Here is a 21114-nt window from a genome sequence, read left to right as displayed (position 1 = left end):
GAACTCTCCACTGATTTCCAACGAGCCAGACCATCACGAACTCGGTGTCCATGCCTGCGCCACCAGAGCCGAACCCACAGCACCTGCATGCCGAGAACCGACGTGAACACGACGAGCCGAGGTCGCGATCACCGCCCTACAGGCCGAGCATCCGGGCTAATTTCCCTACCGAGCTGCCCGGGTTGGCAGGCACCTCGTAGTCATTGCTAGCGCTGTATGTGTCGGCGCGTACCGTCGCTGACCTGTAATTCGAATAGGGAAAATTTTCTGGCAGGTTCTTGTCGTGAACGCCGAAATCCCTCAGTCTTCTCCTCAGAATGCTCTGGCTGGCATGTGAGCGGTGGTCGGCGAAGTGCCAGAGCAGCCACACCTCGAAACAGGGATTGCTGATGGCGACCTTGATGGATGCGTGTTTGGCTGCGGAAATCGCCTTTTCGAGAGTCTCGTGGTCGTCCACGTCGACCACGCACCATACATGTTCGTACTCGTCGCCGGCGGGAGCCTCCGACGCGATGGCCACGGCCTTCTTCACGACTCTCTCCGGATCGCGGCCGATGCCTTCCACGCGCAGCCTGTACACCTCTACGCCAGTCGCCCGGAGCTCTTTGGCCAATCCCTTGAAATACTGAGGTTCCGTGTTGATGCCCTCGGTGACGATGAGGATGCGTGGCTTCTCTTGCTTTGTTCTGAGGCGTCGACGTAGATCGCTCGAACCACGTGAAAGTCGGCCGCTCACGGCCTCTCCTGGAGTACGACCGCCCGGAGTTCTTCGGGCGAAACCATGGGAACTGCACCGTAACGGCCCTGGAGATAACGTTTCTCGTAATTGTCTGTCGGCCTTACGGGAAACTCGGCAAGAGAGAACAGTTCGGTCCCGCCATCGGGGGCCTTCTCAGTGAACCAGATCTCGTCTTTTGAGAGATGGACTCCCGTCATATGCCCGAGTAGGGTCGTCTCGTGCGACGTGAATATGAGTTGGGCGCCTTTCGGGTTCAGCTCAGGGTCCTTGAACATCTCCACGAGCGCGGCGGCGAGGCGTGGATGAAGGCTGGCGTCGAGCTCATCTACAGCCATGACATGACCGTTGTGCAATGCGAGGAGTGCGGGAACTCCCAGCGCCAGCCAAGAGACCGTCCCGCTGCTCTCCTCCTCCAGCGACAGAAGAAAAGGTCCGTTGGGACCTGCTCCGGAGTGTGTGAATCTGAGCCTCTTCTTCAGTTCAGCGAGAATCTCTTCCATGGCAGGAGCGAGGGGAGGGGTACTTTCTGAGTGCGGGTATGCGTCGAAGGCGCCTTTTATAATTCCCACGATGCCTTCATCGAGGTCTACTTCGTCCAGAACCATTCCGGTGATCCCCAGGTCGGCAAACCTGAGCAGGCCTATCGCCTTCGAAAGCAGGCTTTCGTCCTCCATGATGTTACGCGCCCAGGTGATGCGTGCACGCCGATCTGCCTCGGTGTACTGGGCGTACCGTAGGTGATTCGTGATCCACCGGTAGACATCACCGAGTGACTTATGGTTACTGTTGGTGGCGGTTGAGAGGTAGAGGGCCGTGGGGCGAAGAAGGCGAGCGATACGCGCGTTCTCTCCGTGAAGGAAGCGTCCGAACTCAATGTCATCGCCGCTGGGTCCGTTGCGCTCGAAGAGCATCCTTTTTCGCCCGGTCGGGTAGCTGTAGAGCCATTCCTTCTGAACACCTGTCACCGACGACTCGAATCCGTAGGTGAAGCGCACTCCATCGAGGACGAAGTCGATCTCATACAGGGATGTGCGGGTCCTGGAGGCGGCGTCGAGGGTGAATGGGTGACTGGGGAAATGGTTTCTGCTGCCCCAGGTGGTGGCGGAGTGCGTAACGGCCTGGACCATGAAGTCCAAAGCTTCGAGAAGTGTCGACTTACCGGAGGCGTTCGCACCGTATATCCCAGCAACGCGAGTCGTGACCGCGATCCAATCCTGATCGACCGGCTTGGAGCCGCTGAAGCTGCTGCGGACCAGTGAGAACTCGGCGCTATCGCGGATGCTGCGGTGGTTCGCGACTCGAAACCTTAGCAGCATGAGAATCGCCTCCAGCACTCTCTACGCACTTCTAGGTCCACTAGAGGTGATCATGAACAGTTTCGACACTGAAACTGTAGCCTGCCTGCAGTTATACATCGAGGTCTTAGGACTGACCGTAAGGATCGCCCAAACTCCGGGCGATGCTCTGGGGGCCTTCCGCAGCTCGCGATGGGAGTCGCCAGTAGGCCCAGACGGTCTTGCCAGGGGTGTCGGGGAGTTGGGTGACGCCGGAGGCATGGGCGAGTGCCTCGACGATGGTGAGGCCCCGGCCGTGTAGGGCTTCGAGGCCGAGGTCGAGGTGGCGGGGCTGTTCGGGTCCGTGGTCGGTGACTTGGAGGTGGAGTTCGCCATTCCCGACGCTCAGGGTGAGCCTGACCGGGGGCTCGCCGTACATGATCGCGTTGGCGATGAGCTCGCCGGTCACCAGGACGATGTCGTCGGCGAGGTGCTGGAGGTCCCAGGTGGTGAGGATCTCGTTGACCATGCTCCGGGTCTTGCCGACCATCGACAGGTCGTGGGGCAGGTCCCAGCAGACGGAACGCGGTCCGTCCGGTGTTTCGGGCATGGTCGCTCCTCGGGGTGGCGGTGGGGTGTGTACGGGCGGGTGGGGGCGCGAGAGCGTTGCCTGTTCGGCCTCGCGCATGAGGTCGCGTAGCTCGTCGGCGGTGTGGGCCTGCACGATGAGCGGTTCCGGTGCGGGCCAGGTCGCGGCGGCGTAGAAGCGTCGCGCGCCGACGCCGTACCAGACGGCCCACACGGGCTCCATCTGGTCCAGGTGCCGGGCGGAAGCCCGCTTGGCGAGGTCCCATTGCCGAGGAGGGACCTGCGTGACGGGCGCCCTTCGCCGGTGTCGCCCGCGCGGCCGTGCCTCGGTGTCGCGCCCGTTCATGCCGCCGCCCCTTCTCGGTACGGCTCACGCCCGCCGGACGAAACCCCCGCGCCCGGCGGCCATCCGCGCCGGTACGGCACGGCGGTCGCCGTCGCAGGCTGTTCCTGTCGACGGTGGGGCACGGTGCTGGTCGCCCCTGGTCGTTCCTGTCGCGCGTACGGCATGGCGGTTGCTGTAGCGGGGTGTTCCTGTCGACGATGGGGTGCGGCGGATACGGTCGCGGGTTGCTCGTGCAGCCGGTGCCGGCCGAGGGAGACAGCCGGGGGCTCCGGTCGCAGGAGGGGGCGTACCGGCATCGGGGCCGGCAACCGGTCGCACAGGCCGAGACGCCGCCGTGCCCGCAGGCGGGCGTCGACCTGCGCGTGCGTGGGCTGTTCCCACTGGTGGTGGCGCCTGTGGGGCAGGGTCGTGGCCTCGTGGGCGTACGGCGGGTGCCCGCACCAGCGGCAACCGAGCGGCATCGGCGGCTGATCGGCATGCCAGCGGACCCGGATGGCGCGGAAGCCTCTGCTGGGCCTGGAGCCTCTACTAAGGTTGTGCATCGGGTCGGACCTCCTTCGTCCGGTCAAGGGGCTTGTCCCGGCGTCGAGTGCCGTGGCGAGCCCCGCTTTTCGTGTGTGGCCGTTCGTCACCGGTTGCGGGTCGGTGATGACGGACTGGCTTGCGAAGCGGTGACAAGTCGGTATCCGGGAGACACGTCAATCACCCGTGAGGGCTACGGCTCCTTTCGGCTCGGCATTCATTTCTCACCCCTCTTATCCAGACATATCCGGTGATTCTTCTGATGGCAGCAGAGACACACGTCGGTAGGTAGGAGCAGGCGCCTCGGGCAGATTTCCGATTTCCCGAAGCCCTTCACAGGGTGCCTTTGTGCGGCTACGTTTTGCAGCGAAAGTTCAGGCACACTGTGGCGACAGTTCGTGCCGTAGGTGTGTCATTTCTGTGCCGGTGTAGCCTTGCCTTCTTGAGACGGAGTCGAAATGTCCGCATCTTCCAGGAAGAACTCGACTGCAAATTTGGATCATTTCGGCGCCGAGCTTCGGAAGTGTCGGGAAAGGGCTAATTTCACGCAAGATCGGCTAGCTGAGATAACGCGGTTCAGTCGAAGCTTGCTGGGCTTCATCGAGCGAGGTCAGCGCACCCCCAGCCGCGATCTCGCGCAAAGATGTGACGATGCTCTAGGGGCGGGCGGCGAGCTTGTCCGCCTGTGGGTACACCTGAGCGGTGAGGTAAGTCCCCATTGGTTCCGTGGTTGGCTGGGTGTCGAGCAGGAAGCGCATACCCTGCACACCTGGCAGCCGATCGTGGTGCCCGGGCTCCTGCAGACCGAGGAATATGCTCGGGCGATCCTACGAGGAAAAGCTGGTATACGAGATCACGAGGTAGAGGGGTTTGTAGCGGCACGAATGGAGCGGCAGGCGATCCTTGCCCGCGAGGCACCGCCGATGCTCTGGGTGGTGTTGGATGAAGGCGTTCTACATCGTCCGGTTGGCGGACAAGAAGTTATGCGGCGCCAAATCGAACGACTCCTGAAGGCTGCAGCGTCTCCCAGGATCGCCATCCAGATTCTCCCTCTGGCGCTGGGTGTGACCACGGGGGTCCTTGGTGGCTTCGTCATCGCGCAGCTTCCCGGATGTCCGGATACCGTGTATCTCGAATCCGCGCTAAACGGGCAAGTCACCAGTCGGGCCGAGGATGTCGGGGCCATCAACGCTACGTACGACACGATTCGAGCTCAGGCACACCCCCAGCATGTGTCGATCGAGTTGATCAGAGAGGCGGAGAAAGTATGGACCTGAGCGACGAGCTGAGGACCGCGGTCTGGCGTAAGGCGACCAAAAGTGGACCCAACGGAGGCGACTGCCTGGAGGTCGCACCGCTGTCCGGTGGTCGGGTCGGGCTGCGGGACACCGAGGCTCCCGAGCGGGCGCCCTTCGTGGTGAGCGCGAGCGTCTGGGACGCCTTCGTCGACGGAGCCAAGAAGGGCGAGTTCGACTTCTAGCCCCTGTTCCAGAAACATGAGAAGCCCTTGGCAGCAGCCAAGGGCTTCTCGTTGACGAGCAGGACAGCAGTTCAGTGCGCCTGATGTCTGAGTTGCATCTCACTGAGCTTGGTCTCGTTGATCGCCATGAACCATGGGCCAGGTCCGCGTTCCTTGATCTCCCGCTCGATGTCATCCCATCGGCGCGTCAGCAGACACATGGTGTCCCAATTGGACAGGTCTTTCTTCCCTGCGATCCAGAAGACACGCAGCCCGTTCTCGGCATAGTGCATGGCCTTCGCATGCTTGGTACGGATGCGCTTGTCGCGCGTGATCACCACCAGCTCCCTGGCCGCCACCTCAGGGATCCAGTCGTCATCCAGCGTGCCGAGTGGCACTTCAGGGATGAGCTTGTGGTTGGTATGGATGACGTCCCGGCGAAGTATGGCCAATGCTCGGCCGACGCCCAGGGAGGTTTCATCAACGAAAAAGCGCAGGCTCTGCGGATCTATGGGGGGCACGACTTTCCAGAAGTTCAGGCGCTGCGGCGCTTCTCGAACAGGACTGCGGCACGCACCTGTTCAGGCGACAGTTCGTATAGCTCAGAGATCAGCTCTTCGGAGTCGCCCGCCCTGACCTGCTCAGCGATCACCTCGGTGGGGACGGCTCGAACTGAGGGCTCACCGAAGGCCCGCAGTGGATCGATCTTGATCTCGGGAAACTTCGGATCGGGACGCATACGCACGGCCGTCCCATTGGTGAACTCCACGGCGTTGACGAAGATCTCGACGGGGTCGGCCATGACGAGTTGGCCACTCCGCATGACCACGAGCAGAAGCTCACTCTGCAGACCGACCTGCTCCTGGATCCTCTGGACGAGCTCCTTGCCATGCGGGGTCACGAAGTTCGCCGAGAGGGCGAGAGGATACTGCGATCGGGTCTCGCCCCGCAGCTTCGCTATGGCTGGTCGCATGTTGATGATGGGGACGCCCGCGTTGCGGTAGCCGGCCAGCAAGCGAGTCTCGACGAATTCGCCCCACGTCGCCAGATCTTCGCCGGTATGGCGCTGCCGGACAACCGGATCGTAGGAGCGCCCATTGCGGGTATATCCGTCAATCCAGCGTCGTGCGGTGCCTGGTCGCAGGCCGAGCAAGCGATCGACCTGCGACATCGTGTAGGTCGGCCGTGCGAGGAGGTCGACGACGACGCTCATGTTGCGCATCATCCCATCGGTGCGCTCTGCGGAAACCCAAGTCCCTCAACAACTTGAGGATTAGATCACGAAATCGAGATTGCCGTGAATGAATTGAATTAAAGCTAGTCCGATTTATGGCTTATCGGACAGGGTGCCATTAACCTAGCGCGCCCGCTTTTGGGATTCATGTCCGTTATGGACCAAATGGCGATCCTGCTCTCGCTCAGGCCAGATCGCTCAGGCCGTTTCCCGCGAGCGTCCCGTGACCTCCTCCTCGGCCTTCCTACGCACGGCGTTCAGCTCGGTCCCCTGTGAGGTCACCGCTCCGCGAGGGGAGACTCTCCCACCTCTGTATCGTTCGCTTGTAGGGTTCCGGCATGGGAAGAACCGGCACGTCGGCGTAGTCGAAGAGTCCGAGCTTTTTGTGCTCGTTGGAGCTGCGCACCTGCTCGTCGCCGCTGTAGGCGGCTCCGTAGCTGACGATGAAGGTGTGCCGCAGTGGGGTGATCTCGTAGACCCAGGTGTCCAGGATCTCTTCGACGGTCACGGTGATGTTCAGTTCCTCGAAGACCTCCCGGCAGACGCACACCTCAGGTGTCTCCCCAACTTCAAGCTTCCCACCGGGAAGTTCCCACTCGTCGCGCTCGTTCATGAGCAGCGGAACCTTTCCGCCCATGTCGATGACAAGTTTGACCGATATCGGAAGCTGATACTCGAAATAGCCGGGGTTTCGCTCGACAAGGTACTCTGGCATGCCATTACTACGGAGGCGGTCAGGGCCGTCCATGTTCATCTCCTGCCTTCGTTGCCTAAGAGAATGGCCGCCACGTCGTCAGCGCTCTTGAACTTGTTGCCTGACGACACGCCGGCCGAAGTCGCTTCGTACTGCCTGATCAGGGACGTGATCCTGTCAAGGCCCTCGTCGCGGGCACGCCGGCCGAGGCCTTGCCAGTCTGTGAATATCCGATAGTCGGCGATCGCTCGGGCGAAGCCGTCGGTACAGATCAGGACGGTGTCCGCCTCTGTTAAGGGAACGGTTGCCCGGTGAACTTTGAAGACCGCTTCGGGGTGGCCCGAGAAAACGGACTCCCCGTGAACGCCCTTGATGTACTCCGCGCGCCGGGCAGATATCCCAGCCATAATCGCCGGCCTGGTCTGCAGGGACGTCCGTGACCGCTCGACTGCTTGTGCCTCGCGCGCGTCGAAGAAGTCCGTACTGACCTCCCTGGTGACGCGTTCTTCCTGATAAGTGACCAGAGTGGCGTCACCGATCCGGCCGACTTCCACGGAATCGGCGTCAAAGGCGGCCAGGCCGATCGAGCAGCAGGGATGGTTGCGCAGGTCATCAGGGGCAAGAGAGGCAAGCTCAGCACGGACCGTCTCGCCCAGGCGGTCGAAGACCTCGATGACCCTCGTGTACTTGTTGACCGCTCCGAGATCGTGCAAGCTCTGGTCCACGAGTCGCACCAGCCACTGGACATTCGAGCTGCCGGGCAGGGTGCTCTCGTTGCTGAAGTCGGTCGCCCCGTCGATCACCCAGGCCAGATTTCCTGATGAGCCCGCCCTGTCCTCGGTCGGCTTTGCAGGGGAACCTGGGCTCTCTGTGATATCCAGAACCTTCACAATGGTGTCACCGTCCGAAGATGTGCGGGATCAATATCAGGGCCAGGCCCGCGGCGAACGAGACCAGCACGCGCCACAGTGAGCGGGCCGCCATCAGCGAGAACGCCGAGAACACGATGACGACCGCCCCGGCCATGACCTCTATGAGCAGGACGCCGTCGGAGGGCTTGCTTTGACTTGCGATGTTCGCCCCGGCGGCGATGAGGGCGACCACCGCGGCGAGCAGTCCCAGAAGCTGCAGTTGCTGGTTCTTGAACTCCGTCAGCTCCCGCTTGTTGCTCTCCTGCATCTCATGACAACGTGCCTGCTGCTCAACCATGTCGATGCGCATCCGTGTGGTGTGATACTGCATCAATCGCCTGTGGTAATCGCGGCTCTGGCGAGGCTCCAACTCGATGGCCTGAGTAAGGGATATGCGCGCTGAGTCGAATTCATGTCGAAGTGTAAGAATGCGTGCTTTTGTCTCGTGATAGTGTGCGATCCGCCCATTGGTCGATGTTATGGCCGCGTCTGCGCAACGCTCCGCTTCTTCGACCTCATTGATCGTCGGAGGCTCCGCTCTTCGCTCAAGATATTCTGCCATGAAGGCGGCCACCTGATGTACGACCCCGGCGGCGTCCGGCATGTCGCCTGCCGCGCGACGCGAATATTCGACGGCCTTTCTAAGGCTCGCCACATCTCCCCGGTTACGCTCTATTATCGCGAGGAAGGTGGGGAAATAGGGTTCTTTCTGGAATTGCTTGGCATGGCGTACGACCGTGTGCTCGTACTCGCTGTGGCGCTCCTCTCTGCGCAATCGGAGCAGTAATCCGTATAACGCGCAGAAGCGGATCGAGTGCTCAACCCTGGGCAGTCGCAGGATGCCCTGCAGCGTCTCCTCCGGGTCGGGGATCTGCTCGATGACACCACGGATCGCCTGCGGAAACTCCGGAGATCTCTGTTCGGGCAGGGCTTTGAGGTGCTGTCTTGCGGGCCGCCTCGGACAGGTCCTGGTAGAGGTCGCCGAGGAAGCGGGTGTCCCAGTCCTCGGAGACGAAGTCATGGACCAGCCGGCCGTCCTCGCCGCGCCGCCGCCTGCCCGCGGTGGACGGTTCCGCCAGCTTCACAGCGTTTCCAATTCATGGCTGGACAAGCGCTGTCCGGGTCGGGCTGCGGGACACCGAGGTCCCCGAACAGGACCCCCTACTGGTGAGCGCGAGTGTGCGGGACGCCTTCATCGATGGGGTGAAGAAGGGTGAGTTCGATTTCCAGCCTCGGTTTCGGAGACGTCGAAGAGCCCCCGGCAATGGCCAGGGGCTCTTCAGTGCACGCGTGCTGTTGGGACGCTGGCGAGTAGGTCGTCCACTGGTGATCGTGCCAAGCGGCTACGGCGACGATTCGACCGGGTTGTCGACGGGCGTCGCCTCGCTGAAGGCGGGGTACCCGGGCAGCGGAGACGCGTTCCATTCGTCCGCCACCTCCGCCAGGAGCAGTCGCATGGTCTCCGCGAACGCGGGGAACTCCTCCAGCGTGCTCGCGATCTCCCAACGGTGCCTGAGGAGCTGGCGCATCGTCGGCGCGGGGCGCCGGGTGCGGTGCAGCGGTGCGTCCTCCACCGTGCGCGGCAGCAGCCGTACCGTCACGTCGACCGTCCAGACGGCGATCGCCTGGCCGACACCGGCGTGCCACACGGCGTCCTCGGCCAGCGCCGGGTACGCCGCGGTGACCTCCGTCCGGTAGGCCTGCTCGATCTCCTCCGCCACCCCGGCCGGCAGAACGAAGACACACCAGCAACTGGAGAACGGCATCCGGCAGTACGCGGCCGTCATGAAGACCGACTGATAGGACGAGCCCTCGAAGTCGATCAGCCGCAGGCCGTCCGGCGTGAGCAGGTTGTTGTCGGGACAGGTGTCCCCCGGGGTGAAGGCCGGGTACTGCTCCCCGCCGGCCGTACCGATGCGCGCCAGCTCCTCGGGCAGCCCCGGCGGCACCGTGATGCCGAGCGCCGGCAGCAGACTGAGGAACGCGGTGGCGTTCCGCGCGATCCACGGGTCGTCACCCCAGGACGGCATGCCCTTGTCGTACGTGGTCCACAGGCGTGTGAGATCCGCCCGCCGGTGCGCCGATCCGGCGCCCACCCGTCCAAGCGCGCGCGCCCAGGCGAGGAGGCCGTCCATGGCGGCCTTCGGATCGTCCCCCAGCAGTACGTCCGCAAGCGTCGGCGCGTTCCCGAGGTCCGTCATCACCAGCACCCTGGCCGAGGTGTCCACGCCCAGCAGCTGAGGACCGGCGAGCGGGTCGGCGCCGGTCAGTGGGCGGGAACCGTTGAGTGGGTGGGAACCGATCAGTGGGCCGGAACCGGTCAGTGGGCCGGAACCGGTCAGTGGGCCGGAACCGGTCAACCGCAGCGACAGCCCGGCCGCCTCCCCGGTGAAGGCGCGCAGTCCCTCCGGCTCGGCGGTGAACACCTTGACGACCACGCTGCCACCCGCCGCCGTACGGCACCGCAGAACGGTGCTACGCGAGCTTCCACCCAGATCGACCGGATCGCAGAGCTCGACGCCGACCACCTTGCCAGCGGCCCGAAGAATCGCTTCCATCCGGGCATCCTGGCACCACCGCATCAGCCGGTGCCTTCCATTAATCCTCCGGAAGCGCGCCGGGGGACGAGGACGAGCTTCAGTCACGTCTCGGGCGCTCGTGCCGCGTCCACGAGATCGGTGAGGCCGGACGGCTCCGGCCGCCACCATCTGGCGGGCAGCTTGATCAGGCCTTGGATGACGGCGGCCGCTCCGGCGCCGGGGGCGACGAAGTGCTCCGGTGACAGGGTCGAGGGCGGGTCGATGAGCAGGCGGACGGAGCCGGCGAGCAGGACCAGCCAGCCGACCATCATGACGAGCTGGCGGAGCAGGCCCGACATCTGCCTGAGCAGGCCGGTCGTGGCCCTGACGACCTTGGATGCCTCCTCCAGCCTGCGCACCAGCTTCGGCTGTCTCGATCTGGCCAAGCGACCCACCCCCCACCAAAATGATCTTTGATCCCTTTGGTGGGCTCGCTAGCGCAAGCAATATCAACTTCTCGAAGGCCTCGCAACCGATACCGCGCGCCGTGGCCAACTCTTCGAAGAGGCGTTCGAGTTCGCTCGCACCTCTTTGCCGTCTCCATCGCGAGTTCATCCCCGGCGCCCCGCGGGCCGGAGGGTCAGGCGGCGGCGTGCTCGGAGATGGTGCCGACCGGCCGGCTCTGGGGGTCGCTCGTACGGCCGGCCCGCTCGCGCAGGATGGTCTTGAGCACGCGCCAGCCGTCGCGTACGGCGCGCAGGTTGCTGGTCCCGTGGATGCGGCAGTGCTCGTGGCTCGGGATCTCGTGGATGGCGAGACCGGCCTGGGCCGCCCGTACGTTCATGAGCGTCTCGATCTCGAAGCCGTCGCAGTCGAGGGCCAGCGCGTCGAGGTGGCGGGCCCAGAAGGCGTTGTAGCCGTAGCAGAGATCGGTGTAGCGGGTGCCGTACAACATGTTGGTCAGCGTGGTCAGCATCGTGTTGCCGAGGGAGCGGGTGAGGCTGATGTCGTCCGAGCCCGCGCCGGAGGCGAAGCGCGAGCCCTTGGCGAAGTCGGCGCCGGCGACCAGCGCGGAGACGAAGCGGATGATCTCGCGCCCGTCCGTGGAGCCGTCGGCGTCGATCATGACGATGATGTCGCCGGTCGCGGCCGCGAAGCCCTCGGTGAGGGCGTTGCCCTTGCCTCTGCCGGTCTGCGTGACGACGCGCAGCCCTGGACGCAGTGCCCTCGCGACAGCCACCGTGTCGTCGGAGGAGTTGCCGTCGACCAGGACCACCTCGTCGATCCAGTGCGGCAGGGTCGCGAACACGTGCGGCAGGTTCTCGGCCTCGTTCATGGCGGGAACCACCACGCTGACCGTGGCTCCGATGGCCAGGTCGTCGCTGACCCGGGTGTACTTGCCCTGGGAAGTGGTGATTCCATACGTCGTCATACGCCCAGTGTGGACGCACCCGCCTGCACGTCACTTAACGCCTCCTTGCAAGACCATTTTCAGTTGGGTGTCAAATGGGTGCCCGGACGCGCCGTTAAGGCATGGTCACGCCTCGGACCTGGGCATTCACGCTGGCGTGGGGTCGCCTGCGTAGGTCGGGAGGGTTTTCCACAGGCAGGCGGTCAGGCCGCCCCGGTTTCCCGGCGCGGGTCTACGCTGCGGGCATGCGCGAGTCTCCACCTCTGCCGACCGCCGGCACGCGGGCGTTCACTCCCCGGCTCATCGGCGCCGAGATCATCGTCGTCTTCGCCGTTTCGCTTGGGGCCAGCGCCCTTCAGTCGCTGGTCTCACTGATCGCATCGCTGACGGCTCCGAAGGCGTTGAAGGGTCAGCACGCCGTTCTCGTGGGCACGATGGCGCCGGGTCGGCCCTGGCTCGATCTGACGCTCCAGCTTGTCGGCATCGCCGTCTCCGTCGCGCCCGTCGCCCTGGTGGCCTATCTCCTGGTGCGGTCCGGCGAGTCTCTGCGCACCATCGGTGTCGACCGGCGCGAGCCAGGGCGTGACCTGCTGAGGGGCGCGGTGCTGGCGGCCGTGGTGGGGGGCACCGGGCTGGCCTTCTACCTCGTGGCGTTCCACGCGGGCATCAACCTCGACGTCGTGCCCGACCGGCTCCCCGACACCTGGTGGCGGGTTCCCGTCCTGCTGCTGGCCGCCCTCCAGAACGCCGTGCTCGAGGAGGTGATCGTCAGCGGCTATCTGCTGCACCGGCTGTCCCAGCTGGGCTGGAGACCGTGGCGTGCCGTGGCCGTGTCGGCGGTGCTCCGGGGGTCGTACCACCTCTACCAGGGCTTCGGCGGCTTCATCGGCAACCTTGTGATGGGCCTGCTGTTCGGTCGGCTCTACCAGAGATGGGGGCGGGCGATGCCGTTGATCGTCGCGCACACCCTGATCGACGCGGTGGCCTTCGTCGGGTACGGCATCCTGCGTGGCCGCGTGACCTGGTTACCCTGATCCGGTTCCGGCACTAATAGCGCATGGTTGCCATGACTCTTCTGCCGGTTATACCGCATGGTTACCGTCATCGCTCCTGTCGGTCAGTCAAATCCCCGAGGTGGCTGGGTAGCGTGAGATTGGAGGAAAGCGAGGTCGGCCGTCGCCGAGCGCTCTGGGCTCTGGGTGCTTTGACGCTTGCGTCCCTGGTGGTGGGAGACGCCGTCCGCTCGTCCTCACGGGTGCCGGCCGCCGCACCGGCACGGGCGCGAACGGTGGTGCACCCGCCGGTCGCCCCTCCGCCCGCCGCGTGGACGCCGGTCCGGCTGAGGGCCCGGCACCAGCCCGTGCACAGCCTGCACGACCTGGCCCCCGCCGCGCCGGGCAACGCCATCGCGCTCACGATCGACGACGGCCCCCATCCGGAGTGGACGCCGAAGATGCTCGACCTCCTCGCCGAGCACGAGATACGGGCGACGTTCTCTCTCATCGGCATGCAGGTGCAGCGGTTCCCCCGTCTGGCCGAGCGCATCGTCCAGGCCGGGCACCAGCTGTGCAACCACACGATGCACCATCCGATCCCGTTCAACCGCCTGCCCGCCAAGCGGATCACCGCCGAGATCGTGGAGGCGCAGGGGCGCATCTCGGACGCGACGGGCGTGGCCGCCAGGTTCTTCCGGTCACCGGGTGGTTCGTGGTCGAGCCGGGTGGTCCACACGGCCGATGACCACGGCATGATCCCCATAGATTGGGACATCGACCCCCGCGACTGGTCCCGCCCCGGCACCCGCCGCATCGCGCAGAGCATGCTGGCGTGCCGGCCGGGAAACATCCTGCTGTGCCATGACGGAGGCGGCGACCGCTCCGAGACGCTCAGAGCACTGCGCACCGTGATCCCCCGACTCAAGCACCGGGGGTTGGCCTTCGTCTCCCTCTGAACGCGCTGGTCAGGCCCAAGATCGAAGCTGGCCGGGTCTAGCATGGAGCTGATTCACAAGGGCGTCGAAGGTGGAGGCGGGTCACCCGTTTCCCCGCCGCCGACGGGTCGCGTACACCGCCACGGTATGGACGCCCCTCCATCGGAGGAGGAGTCGCATGGCTCACGAACTTCAGGGCCGGAAGATCGCCATCCTGGCGACCGATGGTGTCGAGCGAGTCGAACTGGAACAGCCACGAGGGGCGCTCTACGGAGCGGGCGCGAAGAGCGAGCTGCTGTCGATACACCCGGGTGAGATCCAGGCCCGCCAGTGGGACCTGAACGCCGCGGGCACGTTCGCCGTCGATCGGCTCGTCTCCGATGCGTCGGTGGACGACTACGACGCACTGCTCCTGCCCGGCGGCACCATGAACCCCGACCAGCTCCGCATGAACCGGGACGCCGTCAGCTTCGTCAAGAGCTTCGTGGCGTCCGGCAAGCCCATCGCGGCGATCTGCCACGGCCCGTGGACTCTGGTGGAGGCCGACGCGGTACGGGGACGCAGGCTCACTTCGTGGCCGAGCATCCGTACGGACCTTCGCAACGCGGGGGCGGAGGTCGTCGACGAGGAGGTCGTGATCGACGGGCAGTTCACCACCAGCCGCTCGCCCGCCGACCTCCCCGCGTTCTGCTGGGCGATCGTGGAGCAGTTCGCCAGATCCGAGCGCCGGGTCCCGGGGTAGCCCACCGTATTCGTCCACGGTGAACGCCCCTTCGCCTGCCGAGAGATGGTGGCCGCCGGCCGGTCGCAACGGCACCCCGTCAATGTTGGTTGACATCCACCTTGGTGTCAACTTACATTGACATGCATGAAGACATCCACTCTGCAAGTGCCCGGTGCGAGCATCTACTACGAGGTCTGGGGGTCGGGTCCGACGCTGCTGCTCATTCCCGGCGGCAGCGGTGACACCACCTCGTACACCCGTGTGGCGCGCGTTCTCGCCGATCGTTACACGGTGGTGACGTACGACCCGCGTGGCAACTCCCGCAGCGAGATCAGGGAGCCGCGTGGTGAGCGGCAGGTCGAGGAGTACGCGCATGACGCGCACCTGCTGCTGAAGGAGATCGGCGCCGAGCCCGCCTACATCTTCGGCAGCAGCTCCGGCGCGCAGGTCGGTCTCGACCTGGTAATACGGCACCCCGAGCAGGTGCGCACCCTGATCGCCCACGAGCCTCCCGCCGTGTGGATGCTGCCCGACGGCGAGCGGTGGGCGGCGTTCCTCCAGAAGGTGCAGGACACCTACAACAGCGAGGGCGCCGGCCCGGCCATGCGGAGGTTCGCCGAGGGGGTCGGCCTCAGGCCACAGTTCGATCCACAGGGTGAGCTGCCTCCGGGGGCGAAGGAACTGATCGCGAGGATCACCGCCAACCTGGAGCACTTCTTCGCCCACGAGCTGCGGTCGTTCGCCGAGTACGTGCCCGACGTCGCCCGGCTGCGGGGGGCGCCGGTCGTCCTCGCGGGCGGGGAGGAGTCGCGCGAGCACATGCCCTACCTCGCCGGCGCGGCGCTCGCCGAGCGTCTCGGCATCCAGGTGGTGGACTTCCCGGGCGATCACGTGGGTTACGTCGGCTCTCCGCAGGCGTTCGCGGAGCGACTGCACGAGGTGCTCCTCAAGAACCACTGAGCGGCCGTCACGGGGACAGTGGTGGAGCCTTCCTCGCGGAGCCGCGGTAGAGCTCAGGGTCGTAGCGCCGCTCGTTCTCGTCGAGCTTGGCGTGGGCGGCCTCCACCACATCCACGTGGAGCACGTCGGCGAGCCTGACGAGGTAGTTCGTCACGTCGCCGAGCTCCGACCGCACCCGGGCGAGCGTCTCCTCGTCGAGGTTCGCCGCCTCGGCGGGCGTCAGCCACTGGAACTCGGCGACCAGCTCCCCGACCTCGCCCGCCAGAGCCATCGCCAGGTTCTTCGGCGTGTGGAACTGCTCCCAGTCGCGCTCTCGCGCGAACTCACCCAGCCTGGCCGCCAGCCGTTCCACCTTGTCGGTCACGCCTCACGACCCTACCGGTGGGCGATCGGCGGCTCCGGCGTCATGTCCACGCCGGGTCAGCCCGGTGTCAATCAAGAGATTTATGGGGATTGATAGACCGACTTAACACCCGTACATGGCCGGGAGGCGGCGCTGAGCACGCGCGGGACCGTTGCTGTGGTGGCGGGGGCCATAATGCTCGTCTCCCTCGCCGCCCGTGGAAACACCCACAGCCCTACGCAGGCCGTCCACCGGGCGAGCCCGTTGCAGAACCCGGACGGGACGAAGCCCGGACTGGTGCCCGTCTCCTCCCATCCGGACAGGGCGACGGCCATCAGACTGATCAAGAAGGTGCGGGTCGGGGCGCGGGGCTCCAAACAGGGCTACACGCGCACCCGGTTCGGCGAGAACTGGGCGGACACCGCCAAGGGCATACCGTATGCCCGCAACGGGTGCCGTACGCGCGACGACCTGCTGGCGCGGGACGGCGAGCACCTGAGATACCGCAGCGGATCGAAGTGCGTCGTCGTCGCGATGACGCTGGAGGATCCGTACACGGGCAAGACCATCCAGTGGCGCAAGGGCGACGCGGACCGCGTGCAGGTCGACCACGTGGTGCCGCTGTCGTACGAGTGGCAGATGGGCGCCTCGAAGTGGAAGAAGGCCAAGCGCGTGCGCATCGCCAACGACCCCCTCAACCTCATCCCCGTCTACGGGCCCGTCAATGAGGCCAAGGGCGGAGCGGGTCCCGCGTCCTGGCTTCCTCCGGTACGGAAGATCCGCTGCGCCTACGTCGCCCGCTTCGCGCAGGTCGTGGTCAAGTACGACCTCCCGGTCACGAGGGCCGACAAGGCCTCGATGCTCGCCCAGTGCCGCTAGACCTTCAGAGGCGTCCCGAGGTGAGCAGGTCCCTGGCGGCCTGGGGGGCCTTGGCGAGGGAACCGGCGTCGAAGGGCGGCTGCGGGTCGTACTCGATCGCGAGCTGGATGGCCTCGGCCGTGGTCTGGTCGGTGAGCCGCGCGGCGAGCGCGAGGGCCATGTCGATCCCTGAGGAGACCCCCGCGGCCGTCACGATCTTCCCCTGGAACACGACGCGCTCCGCGGTGTAGGTGGCGCCGAAGGATTCCAGCAGGTCGACGGCGCTCCAGTGGGTCGTGGCGCGAAGGCCCCGGAGCAGGCCTGCGGCGCCGAGCAGCAGAGATCCCGTGCACACCGAGGTCGTCCACGTCGCCGCCGCGTCGATCCGCCTGATCCACCCGGTGAGGGCCTCGTCGTGCAGCAGCTTCCTGGTTCCCGGCCCTCCGGGGACGAGCAGCACGTCGCATGTCTCGATGTCGCCCAGCGCGGCGTCGGCCGTGATGGCCAGCGCGCCCACCCCGTCCCGCACCGGCCCGGTCCCGGACGCGGCGAACACCACCTCGGCGCCGGGGACCATCCTGAGCACCTCGTACGGCCCGACGGCGTCGAGCGCGGTGAATCCCTCGAAGATCGGTATGACAATGCGCATGGCGAGTTCCTTTTAGTTGGAGCCGCACGAATCCACCCCCCCGGGGGGCATCGCAGATACTGATCAAGCGGTTAATTCAAGGTCGTTTTCAACAACGATCATGATGTCGAGAATGATCGAATTCGCCGAAGCCGCGAAGGATCTAGGAATCACTCACCGCGAGGATCGCGCGGACCACGGCCTCGGTGTCGGAGAGATCGTCGAGTATGAGCTCCGCGCCGGCGTCGCGCAGCGTCTGCCGGTCGCTCGCCCCCGTGGCCACGGCCACGACACGGGCGCCGCCCAGGTGGCCGGCCCGCACGTCGTGGCGGGTGTCGCCGATCAGGACGGTGCTCGCCGAGCCGAAGGCCTGACCATATTTGCCGGTCGCCCGGCCCTGCGCCAGCCGTACGAGCTCGGGACGCTCCTCGTGGTCCATGCCGTAGGCGCCGACCTCGAAGTCCATGAACCGGTCGAGATCGAGGGCGGCGAGCTTGCCGATCGCGATCGGCTCGATGTTTCCCGTGAGGACGGACTGGACCACGTCGTCACGGCGGGACAGCGCTTCGAGCGCCTCCCGCGCGCCTGGCAGGACCCGGCCGTGCTCCCTGACGGCCGCCTCGTAGGCGGTGAACGCCTCGGCCAGCGCCGCGCCGAAGGAGTCGAGCAGGTCGCCGGACGCCTCGATGCCGTGCATGCGCAACGTCTCGACGGTGATCGCCCAGTCGGTGCGGCCGGCCATCTCGGCGACGTGCTCAAGAGGACGCTTGGCGATCACCTCGAAGGCGTCGGCGTACGCCTGGCGACCGGCGCCGGCGGCGTTGATGAGGGTGTGGTCGATGTCCCACAGGACGAGGGTGCGCGGCAGGCTCACGGGCCGAGCATACGGAACGGCTCCGGCCCAGGCTCTCACCCCGGCACACCCTGTGGAAAACCGGAACGCGCCTCGTCCGGCGCCCCACCTGCGGCGTCGAGGCGCGTGTCGTGCGATCAGAGCCTTGCCGGCTCGCGGTGGTGCTGCGGGTCGTCCATCGGAGCCTGGGCGGGGTGTGAGGCCTCCTGCGCGGGGGCTTGCTGCCTCGGGGCCGCGCCCGACATGTGACGTACGGCCTCCTCCAGCTCCTCGGCGGTCTCGGCCTCCGCGAGCCGCGCGCCCGCCGGAGCGGCCGTCCGTGGCATGGCCCAGAATCGCCGGGTGTGCTGGCCGTACCAGACCGCCCATCCGGGCAGCCGTGCCGCCAGCTCCCGTGCCGCGGCCTTTCCCTCGGTGACCTCGTTCGTCATCACGACCTTCTTCCCGTGCTCTCAAACCCGTCGTCATCGGCCCGGACGGCTGCTCTCACCTCGGCGTGCCAGGGGAGGCGAGCGTCGTTCGGCGGGCACCTGTCTTCCTTTTCGGGCGGTAGATCGGCCGGCTCGAACCAGACCGCACTGCCCGCAATATCGCGATAGAAACCCCCGGGCTCCCACGGTACGGGACGAAAGCCATTTTTGGTCATTAAAACGTTCCCTGATGAGGGACGAAGCCTTTTATCGATCTTGATAAGGCATTTCGGCGCATGCCGCGTCAAGACCCGTATCACACCCCTAGGAGCCTGATTCCTGGGGTTCCCCTTGTCTCCGGCACCTGCTCATGATGAGTCCATTCGACGATCTCAGGAGTGCCGATGAGAACCGTGCACCGGACCTGTCCCCTCTGCGACGCCGTCTGCGGCTTGCGGCTCACGCTCGACGACACCGGGCATGTCACGTCGGTCAAGGGCGACCCGGACGACCCCTTCTCCAAGGGCTTCATCTGCCCCAAGGGGGCGAGCCTCGGACGCCTGGACGAGGACCCCGACCGGCTGCGCACGCCGCTGGTGCGCAAGGACGGCGAGTGGCACGAGGTCAGCTGGGACGAGGCCTTCCAGGAGGTCCATCGGGGGCTCAAAAGCGTCGTGGACGCCCATGGACGCGATGCCGTGGCGGCCTACTTCGGCAACCCGACCTTCCACACCATGGCCGGCTTCATGTACCGGATGCCGCTCAGCCAGTCGCTCGGCTCCCGCAACATCTACTCCGCCAGCACCATCGACCAGATGCCGAAGCACGTGGCCTGCGGCTACCTGTACGGCAACCCGATGGCCATCCCGGTGCCCGACCTGGACCGTACCGACTACCTGCTGGTGCTCGGCGCCAACCCCGCGGAGTCGAACGGGTCGCTCTGCGCCGCCCCCGACTTCCCCGGCCGGCTCAAGGCGCTGCGCGGGCGCGGCGGAAAGCTCGTGGTCGTCGACCCGCGTCGCACCCGTACCGCCGACCTCGCCGACGAGCACCTGTTCGTACGGCCAGGCACCGACGCGTTCCTGCTGTTCGGCATCGTCCAGACCCTCCTCGCGGAGAACCTCACCGCCATCGGCGTGGAGGTGGAGGGGCTGGAGGACCTCCGGCGGCTGGCGGAGGACTTCACTCCGCAGATCGTGTCGCCGGTGTGCGGCGTACCCGCCGAGAAGATCGTGCGGCTGGCGCGGGAGCTGGCCGCGGCTCCGACGGCCGCCGTGTACTCCCGCATCGGCGCCTCCACCGTCGAGTTCGGCACCGCGGCGCAGTGGCTCATCGAGGTGATCAACATCCTCACCGGGAACCTCGACCGGCCCGGCGGCGCCATGTTCACCAAGACCGCGACCGTCGACCTCTTCAAGCCGTCCGAGCCGTACAGCACCGGGCACTTCCACAGCCGCGTGCGGGGGTTGCCGGAGTCGCTCATGGAGCTGCCGGTGGCCACCCTCGCCGACGAGATCGAGACGCCGGGGGAGGGGCAGGTCAGGGCACTGGTGTCGGTGGGCGGCAACCTGGCGCTTTCGGCGCCGGGCGGGCCCCGGCTGGAGCGGGCACTGGAAGACCTGGAGTTCATGGTCTGCGTGGACCCCTACCTCAACGAGACCACCCGGCACGCGAACGTCATCCTGCCGCCGCCGCGCATGCTGCAGATGCCGCACTACGACTTCCTGCTGCTCACGGTGACGGTGCGCAACTACACCAGGTTCTCCCCGCCGATCCTGCCCCTGGAGCCCTGGCAGCTGTCGGAGGCCCAGATCCTGGCGCGTCTCACGATGATCGTCTCAGGGCAGGGGCCGGACGCCGATCCGGCCGCGCTGGACGAGCTCATCGTCGGCCAGCTGCTCACCGGGTTCACGCAGGTCCCCGGCTCGCCGGTCGAAGGCATGGACGTGGACGAGCTGCGCGCCTCGCTGCAGGGCGACAGCGGACCCGAGCTGATGCTGGACACCATGCTCAGGCTCGGCGGCTACGGCCTGTCGCTGGCCGACCTGCTGGCGAACCCGCACGGCATCGACCTCGGCGCGCTCGTGCCCCGGCTGCCGGAGCTGCTGACCACGGCCTCGGGCCGCGTGGAACTGGCCCCGCCGAGGCTGGCCGAGGAGGCGGCACGGCTGCGCGAGCGCCTGGCCGTACCGGCGCCGGAGATCCTGCTGATCGGACGTCGCCAGCTGCGCTCACTCAACAGCTGGCTGCACAACGTGCCGACGCTGACGGGCGGGAGCAACCAGTGCACCCTGCACATCCACCCGGACGACGTGGCGCGGCTCGGGCTCGGTGAGCAGGTGATCGTACGCTCGGCCAACGGGGAGCTCGTCGTGCCGCTCGAACCCAACGACGCGATCATGCCGGGCGTGGTGAGCCTGCCGCACGGATGGGGACACGCCGGGACCCGCCAGCGGAACGCGTCGGTACACGCGGGCGTCAACGCCAACGCGCTGACCGACGAGTCGGTGGTCGACGTGCCCTCCGGAAACGCGGTGTTCAACGGCGTCCCGGTCACGCTCATCCCCATCGGGGCGGAAGGCGGCGAGCTGGACGTCGCGCAGGTCCGCGTCCCCTCCTCGGCGCACGCCTAGCGCGGGGCCGGAGACGATGCGTCAGGACGGGTACGCGGCCGTCTTGACGAACGCGACGCGGTCGAGGGGTACGGCCTC

23 protein-coding genes are annotated in these 21114 nt (G+C 66.2%); 8 read left to right on the top strand and 15 right to left on the bottom strand.

Annotated elements, in window-relative coordinates:
• Nucleotides 1-136 precede the first annotated feature (136 nt).
• The 3 genes from AB0O34_RS02245 to AB0O34_RS02235 form a co-directional block, all read right to left on the bottom strand.
• On the bottom strand, nt 137-736 hold the full coding sequence (locus tag AB0O34_RS02245) for an RloB family protein (RefSeq protein ID WP_363911668.1): 600 nt from the start codon (nt 734-736) through the stop codon (nt 137-139).
• On the bottom strand, nt 733-2073 hold the full coding sequence (locus AB0O34_RS02240; protein ID WP_363911666.1) for an ATP-binding protein: 1341 nt from the start codon (nt 2071-2073) through the stop codon (nt 733-735). Before AB0O34_RS02240 ends, AB0O34_RS02245 begins: the two co-directional genes overlap by 4 nt.
• A gap of 88 nt (nt 2074-2161) precedes the next feature.
• Nucleotides 2162-2947 (bottom strand): ATP-binding protein, encoded by a 786-nt coding sequence (locus AB0O34_RS02235; protein WP_363911664.1) that lies wholly within the window; start codon nt 2945-2947, stop codon nt 2162-2164.
• Nucleotides 2948-3927: 980 nt separating this feature from the next.
• Here AB0O34_RS02235 and AB0O34_RS02230 point away from each other — a divergent pair.
• Nucleotides 3928-4746 carry a helix-turn-helix transcriptional regulator gene (locus AB0O34_RS02230; RefSeq protein ID WP_363911662.1) on the top strand — a complete coding sequence of 273 codons (819 nt, stop codon included), beginning with the start codon at nt 3928-3930 and terminating at the stop codon, nt 4744-4746.
• Nucleotides 4737-4949, top strand: a complete 213-nt coding sequence (locus AB0O34_RS02225) for a DUF397 domain-containing protein (protein ID WP_363911660.1) — start codon at nt 4737-4739, stop codon at nt 4947-4949. Before AB0O34_RS02230 ends, AB0O34_RS02225 begins: the two co-directional genes overlap by 10 nt.
• Before the next feature lie 71 nt (nt 4950-5020).
• Here AB0O34_RS02225 and AB0O34_RS02220 read toward each other — a convergent pair whose 3' ends face one another.
• The 8 genes from AB0O34_RS02220 to AB0O34_RS02185 all read right to left on the bottom strand — a co-directional run bounded on the left by AB0O34_RS02220 (nt 5021) and on the right by AB0O34_RS02185 (nt 11718).
• Nucleotides 5021-5449, bottom strand: a complete 429-nt coding sequence (locus AB0O34_RS02220) for a hypothetical protein (protein ID WP_363911658.1) — start codon at nt 5447-5449, stop codon at nt 5021-5023.
• Nucleotides 5450-5463: 14 nt separating this feature from the next.
• A complete protein-coding gene (locus AB0O34_RS02215) occupies nt 5464-6141 on the bottom strand; it encodes a DUF433 domain-containing protein (protein WP_363911656.1) in 678 nt (225 codons plus the stop codon).
• A gap of 265 nt (nt 6142-6406) precedes the next feature.
• Nucleotides 6407-6910, bottom strand: a complete 504-nt coding sequence (locus tag AB0O34_RS02210) for an NUDIX domain-containing protein (protein WP_363911654.1) — start codon at nt 6908-6910, stop codon at nt 6407-6409.
• 2 nt (nt 6911-6912) lie between these two features.
• Complete coding sequence (locus tag AB0O34_RS02205) at nt 6913-7746, bottom strand: protein phosphatase 2C domain-containing protein (protein WP_363911652.1); 834 nt, start codon at nt 7744-7746, stop codon at nt 6913-6915.
• Nucleotides 7747-7753: 7 nt separating this feature from the next.
• Nucleotides 7754-8542, bottom strand: coding sequence for a hypothetical protein (locus AB0O34_RS02200; RefSeq protein WP_363911650.1), 789 nt, complete (start codon nt 8540-8542; stop codon nt 7754-7756).
• Between the two features lie 568 nt (nt 8543-9110).
• On the bottom strand, nt 9111-10325 hold the full coding sequence (locus AB0O34_RS02195; RefSeq protein WP_363911648.1) for a hypothetical protein: 1215 nt from the start codon (nt 10323-10325) through the stop codon (nt 9111-9113).
• Nucleotides 10326-10408: 83 nt separating this feature from the next.
• On the bottom strand, nt 10409-10732 hold the full coding sequence (locus AB0O34_RS02190) for a hypothetical protein (RefSeq protein WP_363911646.1): 324 nt from the start codon (nt 10730-10732) through the stop codon (nt 10409-10411).
• A 194-nt stretch (nt 10733-10926) separates the two neighbouring features.
• Nucleotides 10927-11718 (bottom strand): glycosyltransferase family 2 protein, encoded by a 792-nt coding sequence (locus tag AB0O34_RS02185; RefSeq protein WP_363911644.1) that lies wholly within the window; start codon nt 11716-11718, stop codon nt 10927-10929.
• A 224-nt stretch (nt 11719-11942) separates the two neighbouring features.
• On the opposite strand from AB0O34_RS02185, the gene AB0O34_RS02180 reads away from it, so the two are divergent.
• The 4 genes from AB0O34_RS02180 (at nt 11943) to AB0O34_RS02165 (ending at nt 15311) form a co-directional block, all read left to right on the top strand.
• Nucleotides 11943-12731, top strand: a complete 789-nt coding sequence (locus tag AB0O34_RS02180; RefSeq protein ID WP_363911642.1) for a CPBP family intramembrane glutamic endopeptidase — start codon at nt 11943-11945, stop codon at nt 12729-12731.
• A gap of 113 nt (nt 12732-12844) precedes the next feature.
• A complete protein-coding gene (locus tag AB0O34_RS02175) occupies nt 12845-13648 on the top strand; it encodes a polysaccharide deacetylase family protein (protein WP_363911640.1) in 804 nt (267 codons plus the stop codon).
• Nucleotides 13649-13805: 157 nt separating this feature from the next.
• Nucleotides 13806-14369 carry a type 1 glutamine amidotransferase domain-containing protein gene (locus tag AB0O34_RS02170; protein WP_363911638.1) on the top strand — a complete coding sequence of 188 codons (564 nt, stop codon included), beginning with the start codon at nt 13806-13808 and terminating at the stop codon, nt 14367-14369.
• A gap of 126 nt (nt 14370-14495) precedes the next feature.
• Complete coding sequence (locus AB0O34_RS02165) at nt 14496-15311, top strand: alpha/beta hydrolase (RefSeq protein ID WP_363911636.1); 816 nt, start codon at nt 14496-14498, stop codon at nt 15309-15311.
• Between the two features lie 7 nt (nt 15312-15318).
• Here AB0O34_RS02165 and AB0O34_RS02160 read toward each other — a convergent pair whose 3' ends face one another.
• Nucleotides 15319-15675: a nucleotide pyrophosphohydrolase gene (locus tag AB0O34_RS02160; protein ID WP_363911634.1), complete on the bottom strand. Its 357-nt coding sequence runs from the start codon at nt 15673-15675 to the stop codon at nt 15319-15321.
• Between the two features lie 159 nt (nt 15676-15834).
• Here AB0O34_RS02160 and AB0O34_RS02155 point away from each other — a divergent pair, with 159 nt between their 5' ends.
• On the top strand, nt 15835-16533 hold the full coding sequence (locus tag AB0O34_RS02155; RefSeq protein WP_363911632.1) for an HNH endonuclease family protein: 699 nt from the start codon (nt 15835-15837) through the stop codon (nt 16531-16533).
• Between the two features lie 4 nt (nt 16534-16537).
• On the opposite strand, the gene AB0O34_RS02150 is transcribed toward AB0O34_RS02155, so the two are convergent.
• The 3 genes from AB0O34_RS02150 to AB0O34_RS02140 all read right to left on the bottom strand — a co-directional run bounded on the left by AB0O34_RS02150 (nt 16538) and on the right by AB0O34_RS02140 (nt 18424).
• On the bottom strand, nt 16538-17161 hold the full coding sequence (locus tag AB0O34_RS02150) for a DJ-1/PfpI family protein (RefSeq protein WP_363911630.1): 624 nt from the start codon (nt 17159-17161) through the stop codon (nt 16538-16540).
• Between the two features lie 142 nt (nt 17162-17303).
• Complete coding sequence (locus tag AB0O34_RS02145) at nt 17304-18014, bottom strand: haloacid dehalogenase-like hydrolase (RefSeq protein ID WP_363911628.1); 711 nt, start codon at nt 18012-18014, stop codon at nt 17304-17306.
• A 116-nt stretch (nt 18015-18130) separates the two neighbouring features.
• A complete protein-coding gene (locus AB0O34_RS02140) occupies nt 18131-18424 on the bottom strand; it encodes a hypothetical protein (RefSeq protein WP_363911626.1) in 294 nt (97 codons plus the stop codon).
• A 383-nt stretch (nt 18425-18807) separates the two neighbouring features.
• Between AB0O34_RS02140 and AB0O34_RS02135 the strand changes: the two genes are divergently transcribed.
• Complete coding sequence (locus tag AB0O34_RS02135) at nt 18808-21036, top strand: molybdopterin-dependent oxidoreductase (protein WP_363911624.1); 2229 nt, start codon at nt 18808-18810, stop codon at nt 21034-21036.
• Nucleotides 21037-21114 lie beyond the last annotated feature (78 nt).

The organism is Sphaerisporangium sp. NPDC088356, assembly GCF_040685555.1.
GTDB lineage: Bacteria > Actinomycetota > Actinomycetes > Streptosporangiales > Streptosporangiaceae > Sphaerisporangium.
The sequence above is the reverse complement of the archived record's forward strand: the minus strand, read 5'-3'. Positions and strand labels throughout refer to the sequence as shown.

Coding starts and splice junctions, on each gene's coding strand:
- AB0O34_RS02235 (WP_363911664.1), bottom strand. CDS start 2,947: ATGAACGGGCGCGACACCGAGGCACGGCCGCGCGGGCGACACCGGCGA.
- AB0O34_RS02230 (WP_363911662.1), top strand. CDS start 3,928: ATGTCCGCATCTTCCAGGAAGAACTCGACTGCAAATTTGGATCATTTC.
- AB0O34_RS02225 (WP_363911660.1), top strand. CDS start 4,737: ATGGACCTGAGCGACGAGCTGAGGACCGCGGTCTGGCGTAAGGCGACC.
- AB0O34_RS02215 (WP_363911656.1), bottom strand. CDS start 6,141: ATGAGCGTCGTCGTCGACCTCCTCGCACGGCCGACCTACACGATGTCG.
- AB0O34_RS02210 (WP_363911654.1), bottom strand. CDS start 6,910: ATGGACGGCCCTGACCGCCTCCGTAGTAATGGCATGCCAGAGTACCTT.
- AB0O34_RS02195 (WP_363911648.1), bottom strand. CDS start 10,325: ATGGAAGCGATTCTTCGGGCCGCTGGCAAGGTGGTCGGCGTCGAGCTC.
- AB0O34_RS02185 (WP_363911644.1), bottom strand. CDS start 11,718: ATGACGACGTATGGAATCACCACTTCCCAGGGCAAGTACACCCGGGTC.
- AB0O34_RS02180 (WP_363911642.1), top strand. CDS start 11,943: ATGCGCGAGTCTCCACCTCTGCCGACCGCCGGCACGCGGGCGTTCACT.
- AB0O34_RS02170 (WP_363911638.1), top strand. CDS start 13,806: ATGGCTCACGAACTTCAGGGCCGGAAGATCGCCATCCTGGCGACCGAT.
- AB0O34_RS02165 (WP_363911636.1), top strand. CDS start 14,496: ATGAAGACATCCACTCTGCAAGTGCCCGGTGCGAGCATCTACTACGAG.
- AB0O34_RS02150 (WP_363911630.1), bottom strand. CDS start 17,161: ATGCGCATTGTCATACCGATCTTCGAGGGATTCACCGCGCTCGACGCC.
- AB0O34_RS02140 (WP_363911626.1), bottom strand. CDS start 18,424: ATGACGAACGAGGTCACCGAGGGAAAGGCCGCGGCACGGGAGCTGGCG.
- AB0O34_RS02135 (WP_363911624.1), top strand. CDS start 18,808: ATGAGAACCGTGCACCGGACCTGTCCCCTCTGCGACGCCGTCTGCGGC.